The sequence below is a fragment of the Paenibacillus jepli genome (assembly GCF_047238105.1).
Taxonomy (GTDB): Bacteria; Bacillota; Bacilli; order Paenibacillales; family Paenibacillaceae; genus Paenibacillus_D.
In genome coordinates, this window is the sequence record NZ_JBDFMD010000001.1 from 2,354,824 (window position 1) to 2,373,668 (window position 18,845).

An 18,845-nucleotide genomic window follows, 5' to 3' on the forward strand; every position below is an offset into this window, starting at 1 on the left:
CCATGTCCGACTCCCTTCACATTATTGCATGTTAGCGTCGTACCATGCCTTCACTTCCTGCGTGATCTTCTCTCCGCCCGTTCGCAGGAAGTTCTCTACATATTCGTCAAACGCCTCGAGCGGGAGCTCGCCGTAAATAATCTTGTTGAAGGTTTCCTGTTCCAGCTTGATAAGATAATCGGCGTGCTCAATCATCGTCTCAGTCGGGGCGCCAAGAAACGCGTTAGGCACAACATACTTCTCCTGATCTATGGTTAACACGGCATTGCGCAGCGTCATCTGCTGTCCGCCCGCCCCTTGAGCCAACCGTCTTTCAAATGGCGTCTCAGGCTCGTGGCCCTCGGCCAGCTTGCGCAAGCTCTCAAACTGCAGTTCCGGAATCCGGGCGATCTGGGGGTCCAGGGAATAGTCTTTGCCCGAGATCGCGCCGCCTGGCACTTCCGCATCGGTCGTTACGATCTCGCCGTTCACGTTGGCCCAATCGTAGCCTTCGGCCAGACCATGCTCGAAGATGCCGCCTTCCTTCGGGTCCGCATATTCTTCGTAGAAGAAGTTTTGCAAGGCAAAATAGATCTCTGGATGCTCCATATCTTTGTTGATCAGCGTAACATTGTAATGATTGACCGAACCATGAATCTGCAGCATCCCGTCATCCCCGGTCGGCACCGGGTACGATTGCACGACGGCATCCGGGTTCAACTCTTGCAGCGCGTTCAGCGGCCATGCCCATACCCAGCCGACGCCAATTATGATACCTGCCTGCTCATTGATGAACAGCTCGGAAGCTTTCATCTCGTCATGCAGACCGAATTCCCGGTGCAGGTATCCTTTGTTGAACCAGTCCCGATAGAGCGCCAGACCGTCCTTGATCTCGGGCTTGATTGATCCGTAGATGACCTCGCCTTGGTCGTTGACATCCCATTGACCAGGGAGTGCGCCTTGCGAGCCATAGACCCAATTGCTCCGGATCCAGCTCTTGGCATCGACCGTCAGGGCAGGCTCATCCATCTTCACTGCCAGACCGATCGTATCGTCCAGACCGTTGCCGTCCGGGTCGTCATGCACGAATGCTTCCATGACCGCCTCCAGCTCCGAGATGTTAGTCGGGGCCTGGAGACCCAGGTTGTCCAGCCAATCCTGACGGATAAACATCAACGGTTCATTTTCATACTTGTAATTATAAGAAGGAATCGCATAGCTCCGGCCATCGCGCAGGTACGGGTACCAATCAACCTCGGACTGTCTGGCCGCTTCCTTCCACTTCTCCCCCGCATACTGCTCGAACAGATCGTCCACTGCCCGAAACTTGCCGGAATCAATCAACTGCTGCGCCACGCCGGAAGGCACATTCATCACATCGGGCAGTTGCTCGCCGGAGGACAATGACAGCATCAGCTTCGTTTCGTAGGCGTTCTCCAGCACGGAGGTCGTCCAAAGATATTCGATGTCGATGCCGAGTTGTTCCTTAACAATACGAGTGTAGATATTATCCTCGATCGTCTCGCCTTCCCGGAACTTCAGATTCGGACCGAGCGCTTTGACCGTGGTCAGGGTAACGGGCGGATCGAACTTCCCGTCGACGATCGTCAAGCCTTCCGACCGGTCGACTTCGTTAACCTGTGGCTCGTTGCCTGGATCATTCGATGAAGAGCATGCGGTTACAGCCAGGATGACGACCAGCAGTACGATGCCCATGAGCCAAGCTTTGCTTTTCGTGTTCATATGTTCTCCCCCTATGAATCAATGATGGCCTTTCTTGGCTTTATTGTAGACGCTTCCGTTTCCTGTTCACAGATCAAAAAAGCAATATCGATAGCAAGATAAGAACCATTCTGGCCTATCCGCAAAACAGGTTTATATTGTGCTATCCATCTTTCGATAATGCTCTGTCGAGAGCGAAAAGGGTCCGGGTATACTTTTGATACATTCATCATAGAAACGGAGGATTCGCGCATGCGCAACAAAACAAAATGGAATTTTTCAAGCACCTGGCCGCTTCACTTGATGCTGGTCCCCGGTCTTGCCTTCGCCTTGATATTTCAATATATCCCCATGGCCGGCGTCATCATGGCGTTTCAGGATTTCAAGCCCTGGTTCGGCATCTCCGAGTCGCCATGGGTCGGCTTGAAGCATTTCCGCCAGCTATTCAACCGACCGGACAGCATCCAGGTCATCTGGAATACGTTCATCATCGCTTCCCTGAAGATCTTCTTCGGGCTGCTGGCGCCGTTCACCTTTGCGCTGTTTCTGAACGAAGTCCGGAAGATGGTATTCAAGCGTACCATTCAGACTCTGGTCTATCTGCCTCATTTCATGTCGTGGGTTATTCTCGGCGGTATTCTGCTGGATCTGCTGTCCGTGGACGGTGGATTGGTCAACCGGGTGCTGGGCAGCCTCTTCGGCATCGGTCCGATCTTCTTCCTCGGGGATGGCGACTGGTTCCGGTTCACCGTGGTGATCAGCGACATCTGGAAAGAATTCGGCTTCGGGACGATCGTCTTTCTCGCCTCCCTTGCCGGCATTAACCCATCGCTCTATGAAGCGGCCGAAATCGACGGCGCCGGCAGATGGAAGCAAACCTTGCATATTACGATTCCTGCACTTATCCCGATTACGATTGTCGTGGGCACACTGTCCCTGGGCCAGATTCTGAATGCCGGCTTCGATCAGATCTTCAATCTGTATAACCCCCTGGTTTACGACAAAGGCGACATTATTGATACGTTTGTCTATCGCGAGGCGCTGCTTGGCGGCAAGTTCAGCTTCGGCACCGCAGTCGGCGTGTTCAAATCGGTCGTCGGTCTGATCCTGATTATCTTCTCTTATCGTCTGGCTTACAAACTCGCCGGGTACCGGATTTTTTAAACTCCGTTTACTACGTTCCGACAGGAGGTATACCATGTCCCACAATAATAGAGCCTACCGCATCTTTACGATCTTCAATTATATCGGCTTGAGTCTGCTTGCTCTGACCTGCATCTTCCCGATGATTCACATCCTCGCGGTCTCGTTCAGCGGCAAAGCGGCAGCGACCGCCAACCTCGTGACGCTGTGGCCCGTCGATTTCACCTTGGAAGCCTATGAGAAAACATTGACCAACGAGTATTTCCTAAGGTCGCTCGGCATCGCTGTGCTTCGCACGGTGCTGGGAACCGCCATTACGATGGCTCTGGTGTTCCTTACCGCTTATCCACTGTCCAAGGCGGAACGAAGCTTCAAAGGCCGTTCCTTCTATGCCTGGTTTTTCGTGTTCACCATGCTGTTCAACGGCGGCCTGGTGCCTACCTATATTCTGGTCCAGAATCTGGGGATTATGAATACGATCTGGGCGCTCGTGCTGCCGATGGCGCTGAATGTCTGGCTGATTATTCTGATGCTGAACTTCTTCCGCACCATCCCCAAGGAGCTGGAGGAAGCGGCCTTTATCGACGGCGCCGGTCAGCTCAAGACCATGGCGATTATCTACCTGCCGCTATCCATGCCGGCCATCGCCACCCTGGCTCTGTTCGCGATGGTCTTTAACTGGAATGAGTGGTTTACGGGACTGATCTACATGTCGGACCGGACCAAGTATCCGCTGGCTACCTTTCTGCAAACGGTCATTGTTCAGAACGATCTGACGCAGATCAGCCGGGACCCGGCTGTCTTGGAGAATATCTCGCAGCGGACCGTCAAAGCCGCGCAGATCTTCATAGGCGCAATCCCGATTTTGATGGTATACCCGTTTTTACAGAAGTATTTTGTGAAGGGGATCGTGCTGGGGGCTGTGAAGGAGTAGGATGAACTACGGGATCGCAATACACTTTGTAATCGCCCTGGGATAAGGAACCCCCGGCTTGTTCGCATGGAATTGCTATTCTTGAATACACATAAGTATTCCGTATTACAGGAGGGCCATACATGTCACAACCCGGGCAATCGTTCATGAGAGGGACGCTGGTCTTGTCGGCCGCCGCCTTCATCAACCGGATTCTTGGCTTTATCAGCGGGATGTATATCGCCCGCGTCCTGGGCGCGGAGGGCATCGGCATCCTGATGATGGCCCATCCGCTCGTCCCGCTCGTCATTACCATTACCGAGCTGGGATTGCCAGTTGCCATTTCCAAGCTCGTAGCAGAGGCCAACGCCCGTGGCGAACGGGAGAAGGTCAGACGCATCCTGCATGTTTCCCTTGCCGTCACGGGCTTGCTGAGCGTCACGCTCACTACCTTGTCGCTGCTCGCCTCGGAGTGGATCGCCTCCATCCTGCTGAGCGATCAACGCGCGTATTATGCGATGCTGGCGATCACGCCGATCGCGCCGATCATCGCCGTCTCCGCCGTGCTGAAGGGCTATTTCCGCGGCATGCAGCGGATGAAGACAATCGCAGCGTCCGATGTGCTGGAGCATACGGTGCAGATCGCCATCGTGCTTGCACTGGTCCACCTATTGCTACCCTATGGCATCGCTTATGCGGCTGCCGGCGCGATGGCCGCATCGGTCGTCAGCGAAGCGATCAGCCTCTCCTTCCTGCTGATCAGCTACAAGCTGCACGGCGAAGCGAAGCTCCCGGGCGAGACATGGGCAAGTCATCTGCGGCATGGCAGACGCACACTGGGCGAACTGCTGCAGATCGGACTGCCGACGACCGGGCATGGTGTTGTTCATTCGTTATACAGCGCCTTCCAGCCGCTCCTGATCACGACCAGTCTGGCGCTCGCCGGGATCGGGACGGAACTAGCGACCAAGCAGTTCGGCCTGCTGGCGGGCTATGTTTTCCCCCTGCTGTTTATGCCGAGCTTCATTACCCAATCCTTGTCCACAGCACTTATACCAGCGATTGGCGAAGCTGCCGCGAACCGAAATAGCCTGCTCATCCATCAGCGGATGAGTCAGGCGGTCAAGCTCGGGCTATTAATCGGCGCCCCGGCGACGATGATCCTGTACGAGTGGGCCACGCCCTTAACGACATTAATCTATAACGCCCCAGAGGCAGGTATACTGCTGGCGATCCTGGCCCCGATCTTCTTCCTGCATTATCTCGATGCGCCGCTGCACGCGATCCTGCTCGGTCTCGGCCAGGCCAACGCCATGCTGTTGAACTACGTGATCGCCACCGTGTTCCGGGCTGTCTCGATCTTCGTGCTCGGCAGCCATTTCGGCATCACCGGCGTCGCCTATGGCATCGGGATCGGCATCGCGGTGCAGACGGCGCTCAATTTCTTATCCATCTCCGGCTCGATCGGCTTCTACTGGAGCATCCGCCCCCTCATCAAGGTCGGCATCTGCACGGTGCTGATGGCGATCGGCGGACGCTCAGCGTATGCGTATCTCGTCACCAGCCACAGCCTGCCGTCGGCCTGGAGCGTCGCCGTCTCCGTCGTCTGCGCGCTGCTGCTCTACCTGCTTGCTCTGCTCGTTGCGGGGATGTTACCCGGGAAGAACCGGCGTTACCGGTTCTCGATACCTTGGTAGGGCTGCTGCAAGTGTTGAGCGTACATCACGCATGATCCGAACATGCTTCCGGCAAGACCAGACTGCCGCTGGCATAATACGCCGGGTCGGCGTCGCGCATGATGAAGGGACTTTGGCATGATTGGCAAAACAACCAGATCGGAGCTTTGAGGGTACGATCAGCGAGCGCGCACGTTCTCTCACCAGCTCCTGCCACTGTGCATCCGACAGCTTGCTGCTGTTCGTCAGATCCTGAATGACTTGCCGGATCATCGCTTGCACCTTCTTATACTCGGTTCTCTCCCATATCTTCAAGAGTGGAATGTACTTTGCGTTGCGGGAGTTCAGGATCTTATACAATAACAGATATATCATCCCCCGGTTGCGATCTTTGAGGTCATTCAGGTCGATGGGGAGAACATTGCTATCCAGCAGCGCATCAAACTGACGCACGAACTCCGTCGCCCGTTGGTCCCTCTCGATCACCCAGCCCAGCGGGCTGAATACGATCATGGGCAGCTTGCCGGACAGCTCCGTCTCCAAATATCCCGCATCGATCATATCATCCACCTTCTCCAGGATCTGGTCCATCGTAAGGTGGTTGAAGTATCCGTAGGCGGGGGTGAGATTCAGTTCGAGCTCCAGCAGCTTTTTCTCTTTGGAGCCTTTTAGGATCTTGGTCAGCAGCGTCCTGCCGCCTTGAGCGATAATCTCATCTGCAGCCCGCAGGATGGCCAGCTTCTCGGCATGGGGCAAGGAGGATTCTACACGCTCACGTCGTTTTTTGGGCATCAGACTCTCTTCCTCTTCTAAAAATAGTGTTTCTTCTATATTATAATGCATATTAGCTTATTGCGCGTCAGCGACTCGGTTAAATACTAACCTCAAAAAGCCGAATGTTATCAGAGACATCTTCTGACAACACTCGGCTTTTAGGCATCAACCACCTCTTGCGGGGTGGTCCCTTCACACTATTCGGGCTCCTCATGCTTGCGGCGGATAACACCTGAGGAGGGCAAGCAGGCCCGCCTCCCCTTCCACAGTAACCCCGCTGCAAGAGGCTGGCAGGAACACCTTCGCTCCCCGTTGGAGCGAGAGAGCCTGATTCTCCCACCGCAGCGTTCCTGACCCCTCGGTCACAACCAGCACCGAGAAGCTCGGAGCGTCAGCCAAGCGATGCTGATGGCGCGGAAGTACATTAATCTTCGACAAAGCAAAGCATGGCGTATCGTCATACGAAATGAGTCCATGCTCGCCGGCCTCCTGAATCTCGCTGTCCTGCAGTCGAATATGGCGCAGCGTGTCTGCTGCATCCCGGGTCTCCCACCCAAAACAGTCGAACATCCGCTCGAAGCCCAGTCCTTGATGACACAGCTCATCCTCGATCTTGAAGCCGCTGGGACTTGTCCGCTCGATCCGGATCGTATAATCGGTCGCCTCCTGAATTTCCAGAAGGAGACAGCCGGGCCCGATCGCATGCGGCAAGCCGCCCCGTATCAGATATACCTCCCCCGGAGTGACCGGAATTTTGTGCAGACAATCCAGCATTCCGGAGATATCTTGCTTGTGAAACGCTGTGACGATCTTGTCTCTTGTCGTTCCAGGCTTGAATCCCGCGAAGATATGCGGTGGTTCCCCGCCAACCTCTCTCCCCTCCAGGACATACCAAGCCTCCGTCTTGCCGTAAGGCGAGCCGAACAACATCTGCGCCTTCTCGCTGGATGGGTGCACCTGGATCGCTAGCCGCTCCGCCGCATCAAGCAGCTTGACCAGCACGCCCGTGTCCGTTCCATAACGAGCCAGATGTCTTGTACCCAATACCGCTTCAGCATGAGTGTGGATCCAATCCGTTAACAGAACAGGCCTGCCATCGGGGCCCTCGAATCGGCATTGTCCTTCATGCTCACCGGTCGCAGACGCACCTTGCCTCGCTGCTACAGTAGAAGCAACCCATTCTTCGGGATAATGTGTATCTGCGGCCATGGCTTCGTTGTACCATTGGCTCAAGACTTGTCCGCCCTTATAGGTACGCCATACCCGATTGCGCATCAATTGGACTGGGGTTCCAGGATGCATGACGATCGCCCCCTCGTTAACATGTAGCGGGGAATGTCCTTCTTATGGCACAACTGCTGTACCCCGCTCTATGCAACGGTACCATACAGACGATGGTCGGGGATAGCAACACTTTTCAAGGATATAAACAGTATTTAAGCTTTGCTCCATCTCCCCGGGCCGCACCTTAGGAGCCCAAGCACAAGACTCACCAGGTTCACTGACAACCGCTGTCAGCGAACTTCAACCCTCATAATGCCTGGCGATATCGGCAGCCAGCTCCCGGATCCGCTCCTTCAGCTCCTGCGGCTCCCGGATGCGGATAGCTGTGCCAAACGTCATCAGATAGACCGGCAGGTACTTGTTCATCGTCGGAACGTCGAGCAGGAAACAGACGTCGCGGTCGGTTCGTTCCGTCACATAATGGCGCATATGCCAGTGGGCGCAGATAGCGCTCAGCGTGTCAGGCTCTCCCTCGATGCGGATAACCGTCAGCGGCCCCCCGGATTCGCGTCCCTGCTCCGACTTGTCGCGGAAATAGGCAGCAGCGGAGAACTGCTTTGGCTTATCGAACTGTGCTTCGGTCAGCTCCAGCCGAGTGATGCGGTCCACGCGGAACGTCCGCACCGCCTGTGCCCGGTGGCAGTAAGCTACGGCATACCATTCGTTCCGGTTATAGGCGAGTCCGTACGGATTGACCTCCCGCTCGTCCGTCTGCTCCGCATCCGCTTTGTGGTAGGTGATCCTTACCGTCACCCCGTCTTTCGCTGCCTGTTCCAAGTCGCGAAGCAACGGCACGACGGCAGGATGACGAACCGGAGAGATCACATCCAAGCCGCTGGTCTGTCGGGACAGATCGTGGCGCTGATCTTCGTGCAGCCCATTTTCCACCTTCTTCAATGCGCTCTCCAGCTCCTCTGTATACGGATAACCTGCGCCTTGCGCAAATTTATACGCATCGACAAGCGCCTTCAGCTCTACGGGATTGAAGAACAACGGTGTTTCCTTGAAGCTCTCCATGATGCGTATGCCGCCGTCATGCCCCGATTCCGCAATGACCGGCACCCCGCTCGCGCATAACGCATCAATATACCGGTAAACGGTACGGACGCTGATCTCCAGACTGTCTGCCATTTGAGCGGCGGTGAGTTTTCTTCCCGAGCGCAGCATCCAGAGCATCGAGAGCATATTATCCCATTTGGCCAATGGCTTCACCTTCGCTTCCAGTCAATATCGTCCGCGCCGTCTGCATAAACGCTTCAATGGCCGGTGAAAGCCATTTCTCCTTGTGCCACAGCATTTGCGTAGTTACCTGCAGATCGCTGAAGTCCAAGGGCAGGGCAGCCAACTGACCTCGCTCCAGCTCGGAAGCCACCGCGATCTCCGGCAGGAAGGCAATCCCGATCCCGGACATCGCACATTGCTTGATCGCCTCGGCACTGCTGAATTCCAGATTGTCGCCGCTATCCATGCCCCGCATCACTAGGGAGCGCTCGAACATCGTGCGGTAGGGACAGCCTTTCTCGTTGAGCAAGAACATCTCCCCCACCATATCTTCCGGGAGCAGCTCTTTTCTCTGGAGCAGCGGGTGATCCGGGGCAACCAGAAGCCGGAAAGACTCATCGACCAGCGACTCCGCCCGCAAAGGGACGGCATGAACCGGTTCCTCCAGACAAAAGACTACATCCGTTTTACCCTCGTACAGACTCGGCTTCAGCTGCTCATTCGACAAAGGCCGAAAGATGATCCGAACACCGGGATAACGTTCCCGGAAGCTGCGAAAGACGTCCGGCAGCCGATAAGCGCAGAGCACCTCGTTGGCACTGATCGTAACCGTTCCTGTCAGCTCCCCGTCGCCGCTCAGATTGTCACGCGCCTCATCCAGCGTATTGAGCATATGGTTGACATAGTGCAAAAACCGAGTACCCTCATCGGTCAAGGTCAGCTGCTTGCCCAGCCTGTCAAACAGCCGCACGCCGAGCTCTCCCTCGAGCGCCTGCATCTGCATCGTCACGTTCGAAGGCACATAGTTCAAAGCCGCTGCTGCCCGGCTGAAGCTGAGCGTGATCGCGACAGTACGGAATGTAATCAGCTGACGCAATTCCAAGTTTATCCCTCCATCATTCAATATTATTGAAGTCAAACATCAAGTTTGATTAATTTACTTGATCTTAGCTTCGTTATAAAGTGAAGTCAAGCGCTTCGCGCGCAGTAAGTCTCTTCATCACACTTCCGGAGGTCGATACAACGATGGACTACAACGTGTTCAAGCTTGGCGATGTAACTCTGCAGTCTGGAGCCATCCTGCCGGATGCGTTCCTCGCTTACAAAACCTATGGCACGCTGAATGCAGACAAAAGCAATGTCATCCTCTATCCGACGGCTTTTGGCGACCAGCATAGGGATAACGAATGGCTCATCGGCGAAGGCATGGCGCTTGATCCAGAGCACTACTTCATTATCGTTCCGAATCTGCTGGGCAATGGGCTGTCCTCTTCCCCAAGCAATACGCCTGCGCCATATGATCGGGACAACTTCCCGCAGGTGACGATCAGCGACAATGTCCGGTTCCAGCACCGGCTGCTCACAGCGCGTTATGGGATCACCAAGCTTGCTCTGGTGACGGGATGGTCGCTGGGGGCCGTCCAGGTGTATGCGTGGGCAGCGGGCTACCCGGATATGGTGGAGCGGATCGCACCGTTCGCCGGGACGGCCAAAGTATGGCCGCATACCCACGTATTTCTCGAAGGAGTCAAAGCGCCGCTGCATGCAGTGCTAAGGACGGGCGGGCTCGAAGGCGAGCGGGCCACAACCGCGCTGCGCGCCGTTGGACGAGTCTATGCCGGATGGGGCTTCTCGCAGTCTTTCTACCGGGAGTCAGGCTATACACAGTGGGGCTCCGAGACGATGGAGGCCTTCCTGACCGACTTCTGGGAACGCAGCTTCACTGCTCATGATCCCTATAACCTGCTGGCGATGCTCTGGACGGGACAGCACGCAGATATCAGCGACAACGCAACGTACAACGGCGACTTCGAGCTGGCGCTGCGCAGCATCACCGCACAGGCGGTCGTGATGCCGGGCAGCACGGACCTTTACTTCACCGCCGAGGATATTGAGTATGAAGCGAGCCTGATACCCCATGCGGTCTGTCGTCCCATCGCGTCGGTCTGGGGCCACCTGGCCGGCCGCGGGCTGAACCCGGAGGACAACCGGTTTATCGATGAACAGCTTGGGCAGTTGCTGGCGGCCAGCGTGTAGACTAACGCATCTATACAAACAGGGAGCAGCTGCCGCAGCAGTCTGCTCCCTGTTATTCATGTATCGTGAGGTGTCCTTTGCTATCTGTGCTCGTCGGCTGTATGGGCAATGGATGCCTCCAGGATATCTCCATACGCCCAGTGTGAAGCTGTTACATCCGAATACGGATTGTCTGCGCCTTGCAGAGGTGTGCGGCCGAATGCTCGATTGAGCACAGTGACCGCCTCGGCGCGGGTAAGTCCTTGATCGGGACGGAACAGCCCGTCTGCGTAACCGGACATCAGCCCCGCTGCTGCAGCACGGCGGATCGCATCGCTTGCCCAGTGCCGGGATGCATCCGGTGCCAATGCGGCCGCACTTGGCGCCTCTGCCGGCAGCAGACGGCTCGCAACCGTCGCCAGCTCAGCGCGTCTGATCGTCTGATCGGGACGGAAGCTGCCGTCCGGGTAGCCCTGCATCAGACCTAGCGCCTGCATATCCGCGATATACGCTGCAGCCCAATGGGCATCGGACAGATCGCTGTAATCTGTGGCCGGACGTGCCTGCACCTGATCTCCGAGCAGCCGGGACAGCATCGCTGCCAGCTCCGCCCGCGTAACGATCCGTTCCGGTCCGAAGCGGCCATCCGGGTAGCCCTTGATGTAAGCCATATGGGCTTCATCGTCGGTGATGCTGACGATGCTGAAGGTACTGAACTTGTCGATCTCGATCTCGATGCCTTCGGGCACACCGTTGGCATCGTATACGATTACGCCCCGCTGCAGCTTCTTCTCGCCATCGCTGTGCTCGATATAGACGGCCAGCGAGTCGATCAGCCGCTGCAGCGCAGCCGACTGTTGCGGCAGCTCCAGCTGCGGGAGCGGGAATATCATCTTGGTCGCAAAGGCGGTGTAGTTGGTCTCGATGACCATCGGAGTCCCGAGCACCTGTGCCCGGCCGCCGCCAGCAGCTTCTTCCACCTGCTCTGAAGTTACAGTCCGTGTCACAACCGTCTGCCTCTCCTCGCCTCGCACCGGCACGATACGGAAAAACAGATCCCGCAAGCCCGCTTCCTGCATCGCTGTCAAGGTGCTCAGCGGCAGCTCGATCCGGGCACCCTCTGTACGAAGCTCCAGCGAAATGTCGTTATCCGCCAGGAGCTTGAGCGAGGAAGCCGGAAGCGAGGTCGTCACCTCATCAGCCGGGTCACCGGGCAGGTCGTCGATCAGGATGATCGCTTTGGACTGGCCTTGCGCTTGCGCCTTGGCTACGACGCTTGCCGCTTTGGCTGTATCAAAGACGACGGCATCCACCTTCTTACCGGCTGCATCCACCGTGCGTGCAATCTCGACTCGTTCGGCTGCCTCCGTGCTGTCCCCGAGTGCTACGTCAACTACGCGCACATTGCCCGGAGTGACCGGAGACGGCCAAGGATTGCCGGGATAGATCGGCTGCTCATTGACGCGTTGCGTGACTTGGACAGCTGTCGATGCCGCGCTCCGGGCCCCGTTCACGGTCTGCGTCACGGTATAGCCACTGCCCGCCGTTACGCTGTTGAAGGTGTAGGTGCCTTGCGCACTAGCTGCGGCTGTCTCTCCTACAACTTCGCCGATGGCATTGTACAACGTGAGCACGGCTCCAGGCAGCGCATCCGTGACGCGTACGAGATTGACGCCTCCTGTAACCGTGACCGCCGGAGGCAAGACCGTTACTGTCCGCTGGATCGCCGTTGCGGCATTGCCGGCCTGGTCAACAACGTCGTAGGAGATGATATATATGCCTGGAATGGAAGTATCCACCGAGCCATTCACCGTGATCTCGTCTGTCAGATCGCCGTCAAGGGCATCCTCCGCCGTGGCGCCGGGATCGGTGTAGCTATCGCCCAGCAGCAGCTCCACCTCTGGCTCGCCGATAAGCGTCAATACAGGCGGTATCGTGTCTACTGTAAAGGTCGACATGGCTGGAGCGGCACTTTCATTGCCTGCCGCATCCGTAGCCGTCGCGCTCACCGTGTGCGGGCCTTCGCTCAGATCAGCGGTCGGCGTGTAGCTCCAGCTGCCATCGTTCTCGACATCGGCTTCACCGCTATGGGCTCCGATCGTCACGATGACCGTGCTGCCGACTTCAGTCGTGCCTGTAATGACTGGCCGCTTCACCGTAACCGTCGAACCGTTCGCCGGAGACAGAATCGTCGGACTATCGGGCGCTTCCGTATCCACGGTGAAGTTCACCGTCGTCGAAGGAACGCTTTCGTTACCTGCCGCATCCCTTGCAATTGCGCTAACCGAATGCGCCCCTTGACTCAGCGCTGTAGTCGGCGTGTACGACCAGTGGCCGCTGCCGTTCACCGTTGCGTTTACCGGCGCTGCGCCGTCGATGCTGATCAGCACCGTGCTGTCCGGCTCCGCCGTACCAGTGATCGTCGGCGATGCCGTCGTGTAGCCGCCGTTCGCCGGATAGGTGATGACCGGCGCTTCCGGCGCTTCGGTATCTACCGTGAAGCTGACCGGCTGCGATGGCTCGCTCGTATTGCCAGCCGCATCGGCAGCGACTACCGTCACTTCATACGGTCCGTCTGTCAGAGCGGATGGGGTGTACGACCACTCGCCAGCCACTTGCGTCGCTTCCCCTAACGCCGTCCCGTTGATGAATACGGTCACGCTGTCTGCATCGGCATCCGCACTGATCGTGACCGTCGGCGTCGCATCCGAGGTAACCGTGCCGTTGGCCGGAGCCAAGATCGTCGGCGCGGCTGGCGGGATCGTGTCGACCGTGAAGCTGGCGGTCGCCGGCGGCGTGCTTTCGTTGCCTGCCGCGTCCGTTGCCGTGACGCTTACCGTGTGCGGGCCTTCGCTCAGATCGGCGGTAGGCGTGTAGCTCCAGCTGCCGTCCTGCTGTACTGAGGCCGCGCCACTCGCGCCGCCGACCGTCACCATGACGGTGCTGCCGATTTCAGTCATGCCGGTGATGACCGGCCGCTTCTCGGTCACAGTAGAGCCGTCCTCAGGGGCGGTAATGACCGGCGCCGCCGGTGGTATCGTATCCACGGTGAAGTTCACCGTCGTCGAAGGAATGCTTTCGTTACCTGCCGCATCCCGCGCAATCGCGCTCACAGTGTGCGAGCCTTCATCAAGAGCGGTCGTTGGCGCGTAACTCCACATGCCAGTACCGTTCACCGTTGCGCTGACCGGCGCTGCGCCGTCGATGCTGATCAGCACCGTGCTGTCCGGCTCTGCCGTGCCGGTAATCGTCGGCTCCGCTGTCGTGTAGCCGCCGCTCGCCGGATACGTGATGACCGGCGCTTCCGGCGATTCAGTATCTACCGTGAAGCTGACCGGCTGCGATGACTCGCTCGTATTGCCATGCAGGTCTGAGGCGGTAGCCGTTGCCTCATACGTTCCGTCTGTCAATGCTGACAGTGTATAGCTCCACTCGCCAGCCTCTAACGTCGCTTCCCCTGCCTCACTCCCGTTGAGGAATACCGTCACCTTAACGGCATCGGCGTCCGCAGTGAGCGTGATCGTCGGCGTCGCATCCGAGGTAACCGTGCCGTTGGCCGGAGCCAAGATCGTCGGCACGCCCGGCGGGATCGTGTCGACCGTGAAGCTGGCGGTCGCCGGCGGCGTGCTTTCGTTGCCTGCCGCATCCGTTGCCGTGACGCTCACCGTGTGCGGCCCTTCGCTCAGATCAGCGGTCGGCGTGTAGCTCCAGTTGCCGTCCTGCTGTACTGAGGCCGCTCCACTCGCGCCACCGACCGTCACCCTAACCGTACTGCCGACTTCAGTCATGCCTGTGATGACCGGCCGTTTCTCCGTCACGGTTGTGCCGGCCGCAGGGGAGGTAATGACCGGCGTCGCCGGTGGCTCCGTATCCACGGTGAAGTTCACCGTCGTCGAAGGAATGCTTTCGTTACCTGCCTCATCCCTCGCAGTTGCGCTAACCGAATGTGGCCCTTGACTCAGCGGCGAGGCTGGCGTGTACGACCAGTCACCGCTGCCGTTCACCGTTGCGCTGGCTGGCGCTGCGCCGTCGATGCTGATCAACACCGTGCTGTCCGGCTCCGCTGTACCAGTGATCGTCGGCGATGCCGTCGTGTAGCCGCCGCTCGCCGGATACGTGATGACCGGCGCTTCCGGCGTTTCGGTATCTACCGTGAAGCTGACCGGCTGCGATGGCTCGCTCGTATTGCCAGCCGCATCCGCAGCGACTGCCGTCACTTCATACGTTCCGTCTGTCAGAGCAGATGGGGTGTACGTCCACTCGCCAGCCACAAATTCGGCATCTCCCACTTCGATCTCATTGAGGAGCACCGTCACCTTAACGGCATCACTGTCCGCACTGATCGTGACCGTCGGCGTCGCATCCGAGGTAACCGTGCCGTTGGCCGGAGCCAAGATCGTCGGCGCGGCTGGCGGGATCGTGTCGACCGTGAAGCTTGCGGTCGCTGGCGGCGTGCTTTCGTTGCCTGCCGCATCCGTTGCCGTGACGCTCACCGTGTGCGGGCCTTCGTCCAGATCGGCGGTCGGCGTGTAGCTCCAACTGCCGTTCGGCTGCACTGTGGCCGCTTCGCTCGCGCCGCCGACCGACACCATGACCGTGCTGCCGGCTTCAGTCGTACCGGTGATGACCGGCCGTTTCTCCGTCACGGTTGTGCCGTCCGCAGGTGAGGTAATGACCGGTGTCGCTGGTGGAACCGTATCAACGATGAAATTCACCGTCGCCGAAGGAATGCTGACATTGCCTGCAGCATCCCTCGCAGTTGCGCTAACCGCGTGCGGCCCTTGACTCAGCTGCGAGACCGGCGTGTGCGACCAGAAGCCGCTGCCGTTCACCGTTGCGTTTACCTGCGCTGCGCCGTCAATGCTGATCAGCACCGTACTGCCCGCCTCCGCGGTACCACTAATCGTTGGCGTTTCCGACGTATAACTGCCATTTAATGGCGTCGTGATGACCGGCGCGTTCGGCGCGACGTCATCGATTACCGTAACTGTAAAGGGTTTTTCGAAAGTCTCGCCCAGTTGGTCCGTCGTACGAATCCGCACGGAATATGTACCCGCCGGTATTTCCGCTGCCAGAACGGCCCGGAGCTGATTCCCCACGATGGAAAATCTGCTGTTATCCGTATCACCTGTCCCGTATACCAAGGAATATTCATGCTCATCTCCGGCGTCCGGGTCAGTCGTTGTCAAGATACCTACAACCAAATCAGCCGAGCTTTGATTAATCGTGTTGTTGCTTAGCGAAATATCGGTAGGTGAATTATTTGCAGGGCCGTAGTCGATAACGAGATGGGGCGTAGCATCGAGTTGGCAGTCTGCGTTCCCGGCGCACCCTTGTTCGGCTAACATTATTGAGGCGCTATTTAAATATCCCCCCATGCTGCTAAGCAATAACGAGGCATAACTCGGATTATCAAAGTTTATCTGCAACAAACTAGTTACATCAATTGAATATTGTGTTAGATCTGTATATGGGGAGATTACATAATTATTGTCAAGGATCCGGTTTACAACTAACCCATTGTTTATTTCTGGAAATGGTACCCAGTCATCTTTAGCAGTTACTTGAATCATTAAATTTTGGTTAAACGTCGGCTCATAAAAACTGACGACCAACTGCGCTGAATTAATGGTACGAGTCGAGTCAACTGGGAATTTTAAGACCGTTATCATATTATGATTCTGATTAGAACCAATTAAGTTAAATCCATCAGTCTGCGGCTGTACACTCCCCGAAACTGTATCCCAAACCATCTCCTGTGAAGCAGGACTCTTGACACCCAAGGCCGCAACTTGCTGAGGCACAACCAATTGCAGCCATAGGGCGCAAATAAAAAACACCATTGAACCGGAAATTCGCTTCCTCACACTTTAACACCTCCCTGTTCCCTCAAAAGAAGGCTTACCGACTAGTTACAGATAAGCCTGAATTATGATCACTGCTTGGGCGGGAATACCCCTTCGAATGCAATAATGAAGGAAAGTGCGACAAACGGCTGCATGTTGTTGTGCAGCTGAGAACCCCCGGCAGCATTGACCGCAAGCGAGTTCATCTGCGTATTCGGCGTAGCTGAATACGGTTTAACGGAAAACGCCGAATTCGCCTCACTCCCCCAGATCGCACTCGTCGGGTCCGCCACGCCGTTTGCGGTAACGGTAGTGCCTTGGGGCGTATGGGTATGACTCGGGATCTGCGTCTCCTCCAACGTTACGGCGGCTTCGCCGAACGTTTGAGCGATGACTCTCGGGGTCAGACCGGGACCTGTACCCGTCCCTACCGGAACCCGGCCCATAAGGTTGGGGAGATGAAATGTGGATCTGCCGTCTCCTCCATATTGGTTGCCAATAACGGCGAACAAAGCCGGATACTGCTGCACAAACAGCTGCGCACCATCGCAGAACGCCCAGCCGGTCGGTGCAAAATTGCCGGCAAACAAGCGAATCTCGCCTACATACGGATCCATGTGGGTACCTCCTAATGTTGAGTGGGATAAATTCCGTTCAAGGCAATACAAAATGAAACGACCGTGTAGGGCTGCATGTTGTCATGCGCCTGGCTGCCTCCGGCAGTTGCTAAAGCAGCTGGGGACATCGTCGTGTCGGCAGTACTAGCATAAATCTGACGATTTGATGCCATCGTCCCCCATGTATTGCCCGTAGGGACGGGCTGATTCGCGGAATCCGTACTCCCGCTGGCCGTATGATTATGCTGAGGCATCTCATTGAGCGTCAACGTATGTGCGGCTTCTCCAGCCGACGTTGCTACCGGGATCGAGGAAGAACGGTGAAGCGGCGCCCGGCCATTCAGATTGGGCAGTGCAAATGTCGTCTGACCGTTACCCCCGTACCGGTTCCCCAGCAACGAAAACAAGGCTTGGTTCTGGTTAACCTGCAAAATCTGCCCGTTGCACGGTGCCCAGCCACTGGGGATAACCCCAAATGAGAAAAGGCGAATTTCGCCTACAAACGGTTCAGCCATCAAAAACCCTCCTTATTAAGTTTCAACTATCCTTGCGACGGATAGTTCCCCTCGGTGGCGATAATAAAACTAACTGCAAATGTCGGCATCATGTTATCATGCGCCTGGTTGCCCCCCACTGCAGAGACGGTGGACGCATGCATCGTCGTATTGGGTTCGACGTTAGTCTGGTAATTCGTCACTCCCGTCGACAACCCCCAATATGCATTCTCAGGTGAATTGCTGGTGGCTGCCGTCTTGCTGGCATGGACAACATGCGTATGCTGCGGAAGCTGGTTCTGGGTCAGCGTTACCTTTTCTGTGCCTGCCTTCTGACCCATTGCATACCCTGTTCCTATATGAATGGGCACCCGGCCCCGCAGATCCGGCAAAGCAAAATTCGTCCGGCCATCGCCGCCATAAGTTGTGCCAATCAGCGAATATAAGGCTTCATTGTCATAAATATTCACTATGCTGCCATCGCAGATCGCCCAGCCTTGCGGCGCATAATTGCCGGCAAACATCCGAATCTCTCCTACATACTGGTCGCTCATCAATATTCCCCTTCCTTTGGATCGTCCATCTCGTCCGGCACCCATTCCATAAAGCCATACATCTCGTTGCTTCCGGTAAGTCTAAATCCCATCCGCTCATAGAGACGGCGGGCAGGATTGTCCTTGCTGACGCTCAGCTTCAGATTGAGACGCTCTGAAGCGGCATCCTGCTGTACACGCCTTAATATAGCGGTTCCAATTCCTTGACCGCGGCTTGCCTCGACTAACGCCAAGTCAACGATCCGTTTATGATCCGCCGCCGTGTAGATGAGACAGCGTCCGACAGCCTTCTCGGCGAAGAGGATGATCTGGTCGGAAGCGCCTGGGAACTCCGACGCATAGGAACCCCGACGCGCTTCCCACTGCATGCGCAGGAACGGCTCGGCCTGCTCCATCGTCCAGCCCCACAGCTCCATCTCCGCTTGCCGGGAATCGGCGTACAGCTCGTACAGGAACGTCTTGTCGCTTGCTGTCGCATCGCGCAGCTCGATTCGGTTGGACACAGCCTCTCCTTTCTGCTCGTTGAGCGGTTCGCGCCCGGTTATCAACCTCGGTACCCCCTGTGCTTTCCTGCATGTACAATTTCATCTTGCACATAGCTACATT

The 18,845-nt window shown here is 56.9% G+C and carries 14 protein-coding genes; 4 read left to right on the plus strand and 10 right to left on the minus strand.

Annotation, left to right across the window (positions count from 1 at the left end; translation table 11 throughout):
- Positions 1-21: 21 nt before the first annotated feature.
- The gene (locus ABC336_RS10405) at positions 22-1,722 is read right to left on the minus strand and encodes an extracellular solute-binding protein (protein WP_413238602.1); all 1,701 of its coding nucleotides are present in this window, start codon (positions 1,720-1,722) and stop codon (positions 22-24) included.
- Between the two features lie 231 nt (positions 1,723-1,953).
- On the opposite strand from ABC336_RS10405, the gene ABC336_RS10410 reads away from it, so the two are divergent.
- The 3 genes from ABC336_RS10410 to spoVB all read left to right on the plus strand — a co-directional run bounded on the left by ABC336_RS10410 (position 1,954) and on the right by spoVB (position 5,454).
- Positions 1,954-2,865, plus strand: coding sequence for an ABC transporter permease (locus ABC336_RS10410; RefSeq protein WP_413238603.1), 912 nt, complete (start codon positions 1,954-1,956; stop codon positions 2,863-2,865).
- Between the two features lie 34 nt (positions 2,866-2,899).
- Positions 2,900-3,778 carry a carbohydrate ABC transporter permease gene (locus ABC336_RS10415; protein ID WP_413238604.1) on the plus strand — a complete coding sequence of 293 codons (879 nt, stop codon included), beginning with the start codon at positions 2,900-2,902 and terminating at the stop codon, positions 3,776-3,778.
- A gap of 122 nt (positions 3,779-3,900) precedes the next feature.
- Positions 3,901-5,454 carry a stage V sporulation protein B gene (gene spoVB, locus ABC336_RS10420; RefSeq protein WP_413238605.1) on the plus strand — a complete coding sequence of 518 codons (1,554 nt, stop codon included), beginning with the start codon at positions 3,901-3,903 and terminating at the stop codon, positions 5,452-5,454.
- On the opposite strand, the gene ABC336_RS10425 is transcribed toward spoVB, so the two are convergent.
- The 4 genes from ABC336_RS10425 to ABC336_RS10440 all read right to left on the minus strand — a co-directional run bounded on the left by ABC336_RS10425 (position 5,410) and on the right by ABC336_RS10440 (position 9,595).
- The gene (locus ABC336_RS10425; protein ID WP_413238606.1) at positions 5,410-6,225 is read right to left on the minus strand and encodes an RQC-minor-1 family DNA-binding protein; all 816 of its coding nucleotides are present in this window, start codon (positions 6,223-6,225) and stop codon (positions 5,410-5,412) included. The two genes, spoVB and ABC336_RS10425, sit on opposite strands and share 45 nt — an antisense overlap.
- A gap of 192 nt (positions 6,226-6,417) precedes the next feature.
- Positions 6,418-7,509 carry a class I mannose-6-phosphate isomerase gene (locus ABC336_RS10430; protein WP_413238607.1) on the minus strand — a complete coding sequence of 364 codons (1,092 nt, stop codon included), beginning with the start codon at positions 7,507-7,509 and terminating at the stop codon, positions 6,418-6,420.
- A 222-nt stretch (positions 7,510-7,731) separates the two neighbouring features.
- Complete coding sequence (locus ABC336_RS10435; RefSeq protein WP_413238608.1) at positions 7,732-8,694, minus strand: helix-turn-helix transcriptional regulator; 963 nt, start codon at positions 8,692-8,694, stop codon at positions 7,732-7,734.
- Positions 8,678-9,595 (minus strand): LysR family transcriptional regulator, encoded by a 918-nt coding sequence (locus tag ABC336_RS10440; protein WP_413238609.1) that lies wholly within the window; start codon positions 9,593-9,595, stop codon positions 8,678-8,680. Before ABC336_RS10440 ends, ABC336_RS10435 begins: the two co-directional genes overlap by 17 nt.
- A gap of 143 nt (positions 9,596-9,738) precedes the next feature.
- Here ABC336_RS10440 and ABC336_RS10445 point away from each other — a divergent pair, with 143 nt between their 5' ends.
- Positions 9,739-10,749 carry an alpha/beta fold hydrolase gene (locus tag ABC336_RS10445; RefSeq protein WP_413238610.1) on the plus strand — a complete coding sequence of 337 codons (1,011 nt, stop codon included), beginning with the start codon at positions 9,739-9,741 and terminating at the stop codon, positions 10,747-10,749.
- An 80-nt stretch (positions 10,750-10,829) separates the two neighbouring features.
- On the opposite strand, the gene ABC336_RS10450 is transcribed toward ABC336_RS10445, so the two are convergent.
- The 5 genes from ABC336_RS10450 to ABC336_RS10470 form a co-directional block, all read right to left on the minus strand.
- Positions 10,830-15,917 carry an Ig-like domain-containing protein gene (locus tag ABC336_RS10450; protein WP_413238611.1) on the minus strand — a complete coding sequence of 1,696 codons (5,088 nt, stop codon included), beginning with the start codon at positions 15,915-15,917 and terminating at the stop codon, positions 10,830-10,832.
- 746 nt (positions 15,918-16,663) lie between these two features.
- Complete coding sequence (locus ABC336_RS10455) at positions 16,664-17,191, minus strand: phage tail protein (protein ID WP_413238612.1); 528 nt, start codon at positions 17,189-17,191, stop codon at positions 16,664-16,666.
- Positions 17,192-17,202: 11 nt separating this feature from the next.
- A complete protein-coding gene (locus ABC336_RS10460; RefSeq protein WP_413238613.1) occupies positions 17,203-17,706 on the minus strand; it encodes a phage tail protein in 504 nt (167 codons plus the stop codon).
- A gap of 26 nt (positions 17,707-17,732) precedes the next feature.
- Positions 17,733-18,239, minus strand: coding sequence for a phage tail protein (locus tag ABC336_RS10465; protein WP_413238614.1), 507 nt, complete (start codon positions 18,237-18,239; stop codon positions 17,733-17,735).
- On the minus strand, positions 18,239-18,787 hold the full coding sequence (locus tag ABC336_RS10470) for a GNAT family N-acetyltransferase (protein WP_413238615.1): 549 nt from the start codon (positions 18,785-18,787) through the stop codon (positions 18,239-18,241). Before ABC336_RS10470 ends, ABC336_RS10465 begins: the two co-directional genes overlap by 1 nt.
- Between the last annotated feature and the right edge of the window lie 58 nt (positions 18,788-18,845).

Bases quoted from the DNA above. Each gene is read 5' to 3' on its own strand.
- ABC336_RS10405 (WP_413238602.1), bottom strand. From the start codon at position 1,722: ATGAACACGAAAAGCAAAGCTTGGCTCATGGGCATCGTACTGCTGGTC.
- ABC336_RS10410 (WP_413238603.1), top strand. From the start codon at position 1,954: ATGCGCAACAAAACAAAATGGAATTTTTCAAGCACCTGGCCGCTTCAC.
- ABC336_RS10415 (WP_413238604.1), top strand. From the start codon at position 2,900: ATGTCCCACAATAATAGAGCCTACCGCATCTTTACGATCTTCAATTAT.
- spoVB (WP_413238605.1), top strand. From the start codon at position 3,901: ATGTCACAACCCGGGCAATCGTTCATGAGAGGGACGCTGGTCTTGTCG.
- ABC336_RS10425 (WP_413238606.1), bottom strand. From the start codon at position 6,225: ATGCCCAAAAAACGACGTGAGCGTGTAGAATCCTCCTTGCCCCATGCC.
- ABC336_RS10430 (WP_413238607.1), bottom strand. From the start codon at position 7,509: ATGCATCCTGGAACCCCAGTCCAATTGATGCGCAATCGGGTATGGCGT.
- ABC336_RS10445 (WP_413238610.1), top strand. From the start codon at position 9,739: ATGGACTACAACGTGTTCAAGCTTGGCGATGTAACTCTGCAGTCTGGA.
- ABC336_RS10455 (WP_413238612.1), bottom strand. From the start codon at position 17,191: ATGGATCCGTATGTAGGCGAGATTCGCTTGTTTGCCGGCAATTTTGCA.
- ABC336_RS10460 (WP_413238613.1), bottom strand. From the start codon at position 17,706: ATGGCTGAACCGTTTGTAGGCGAAATTCGCCTTTTCTCATTTGGGGTT.
- ABC336_RS10465 (WP_413238614.1), bottom strand. From the start codon at position 18,239: ATGAGCGACCAGTATGTAGGAGAGATTCGGATGTTTGCCGGCAATTAT.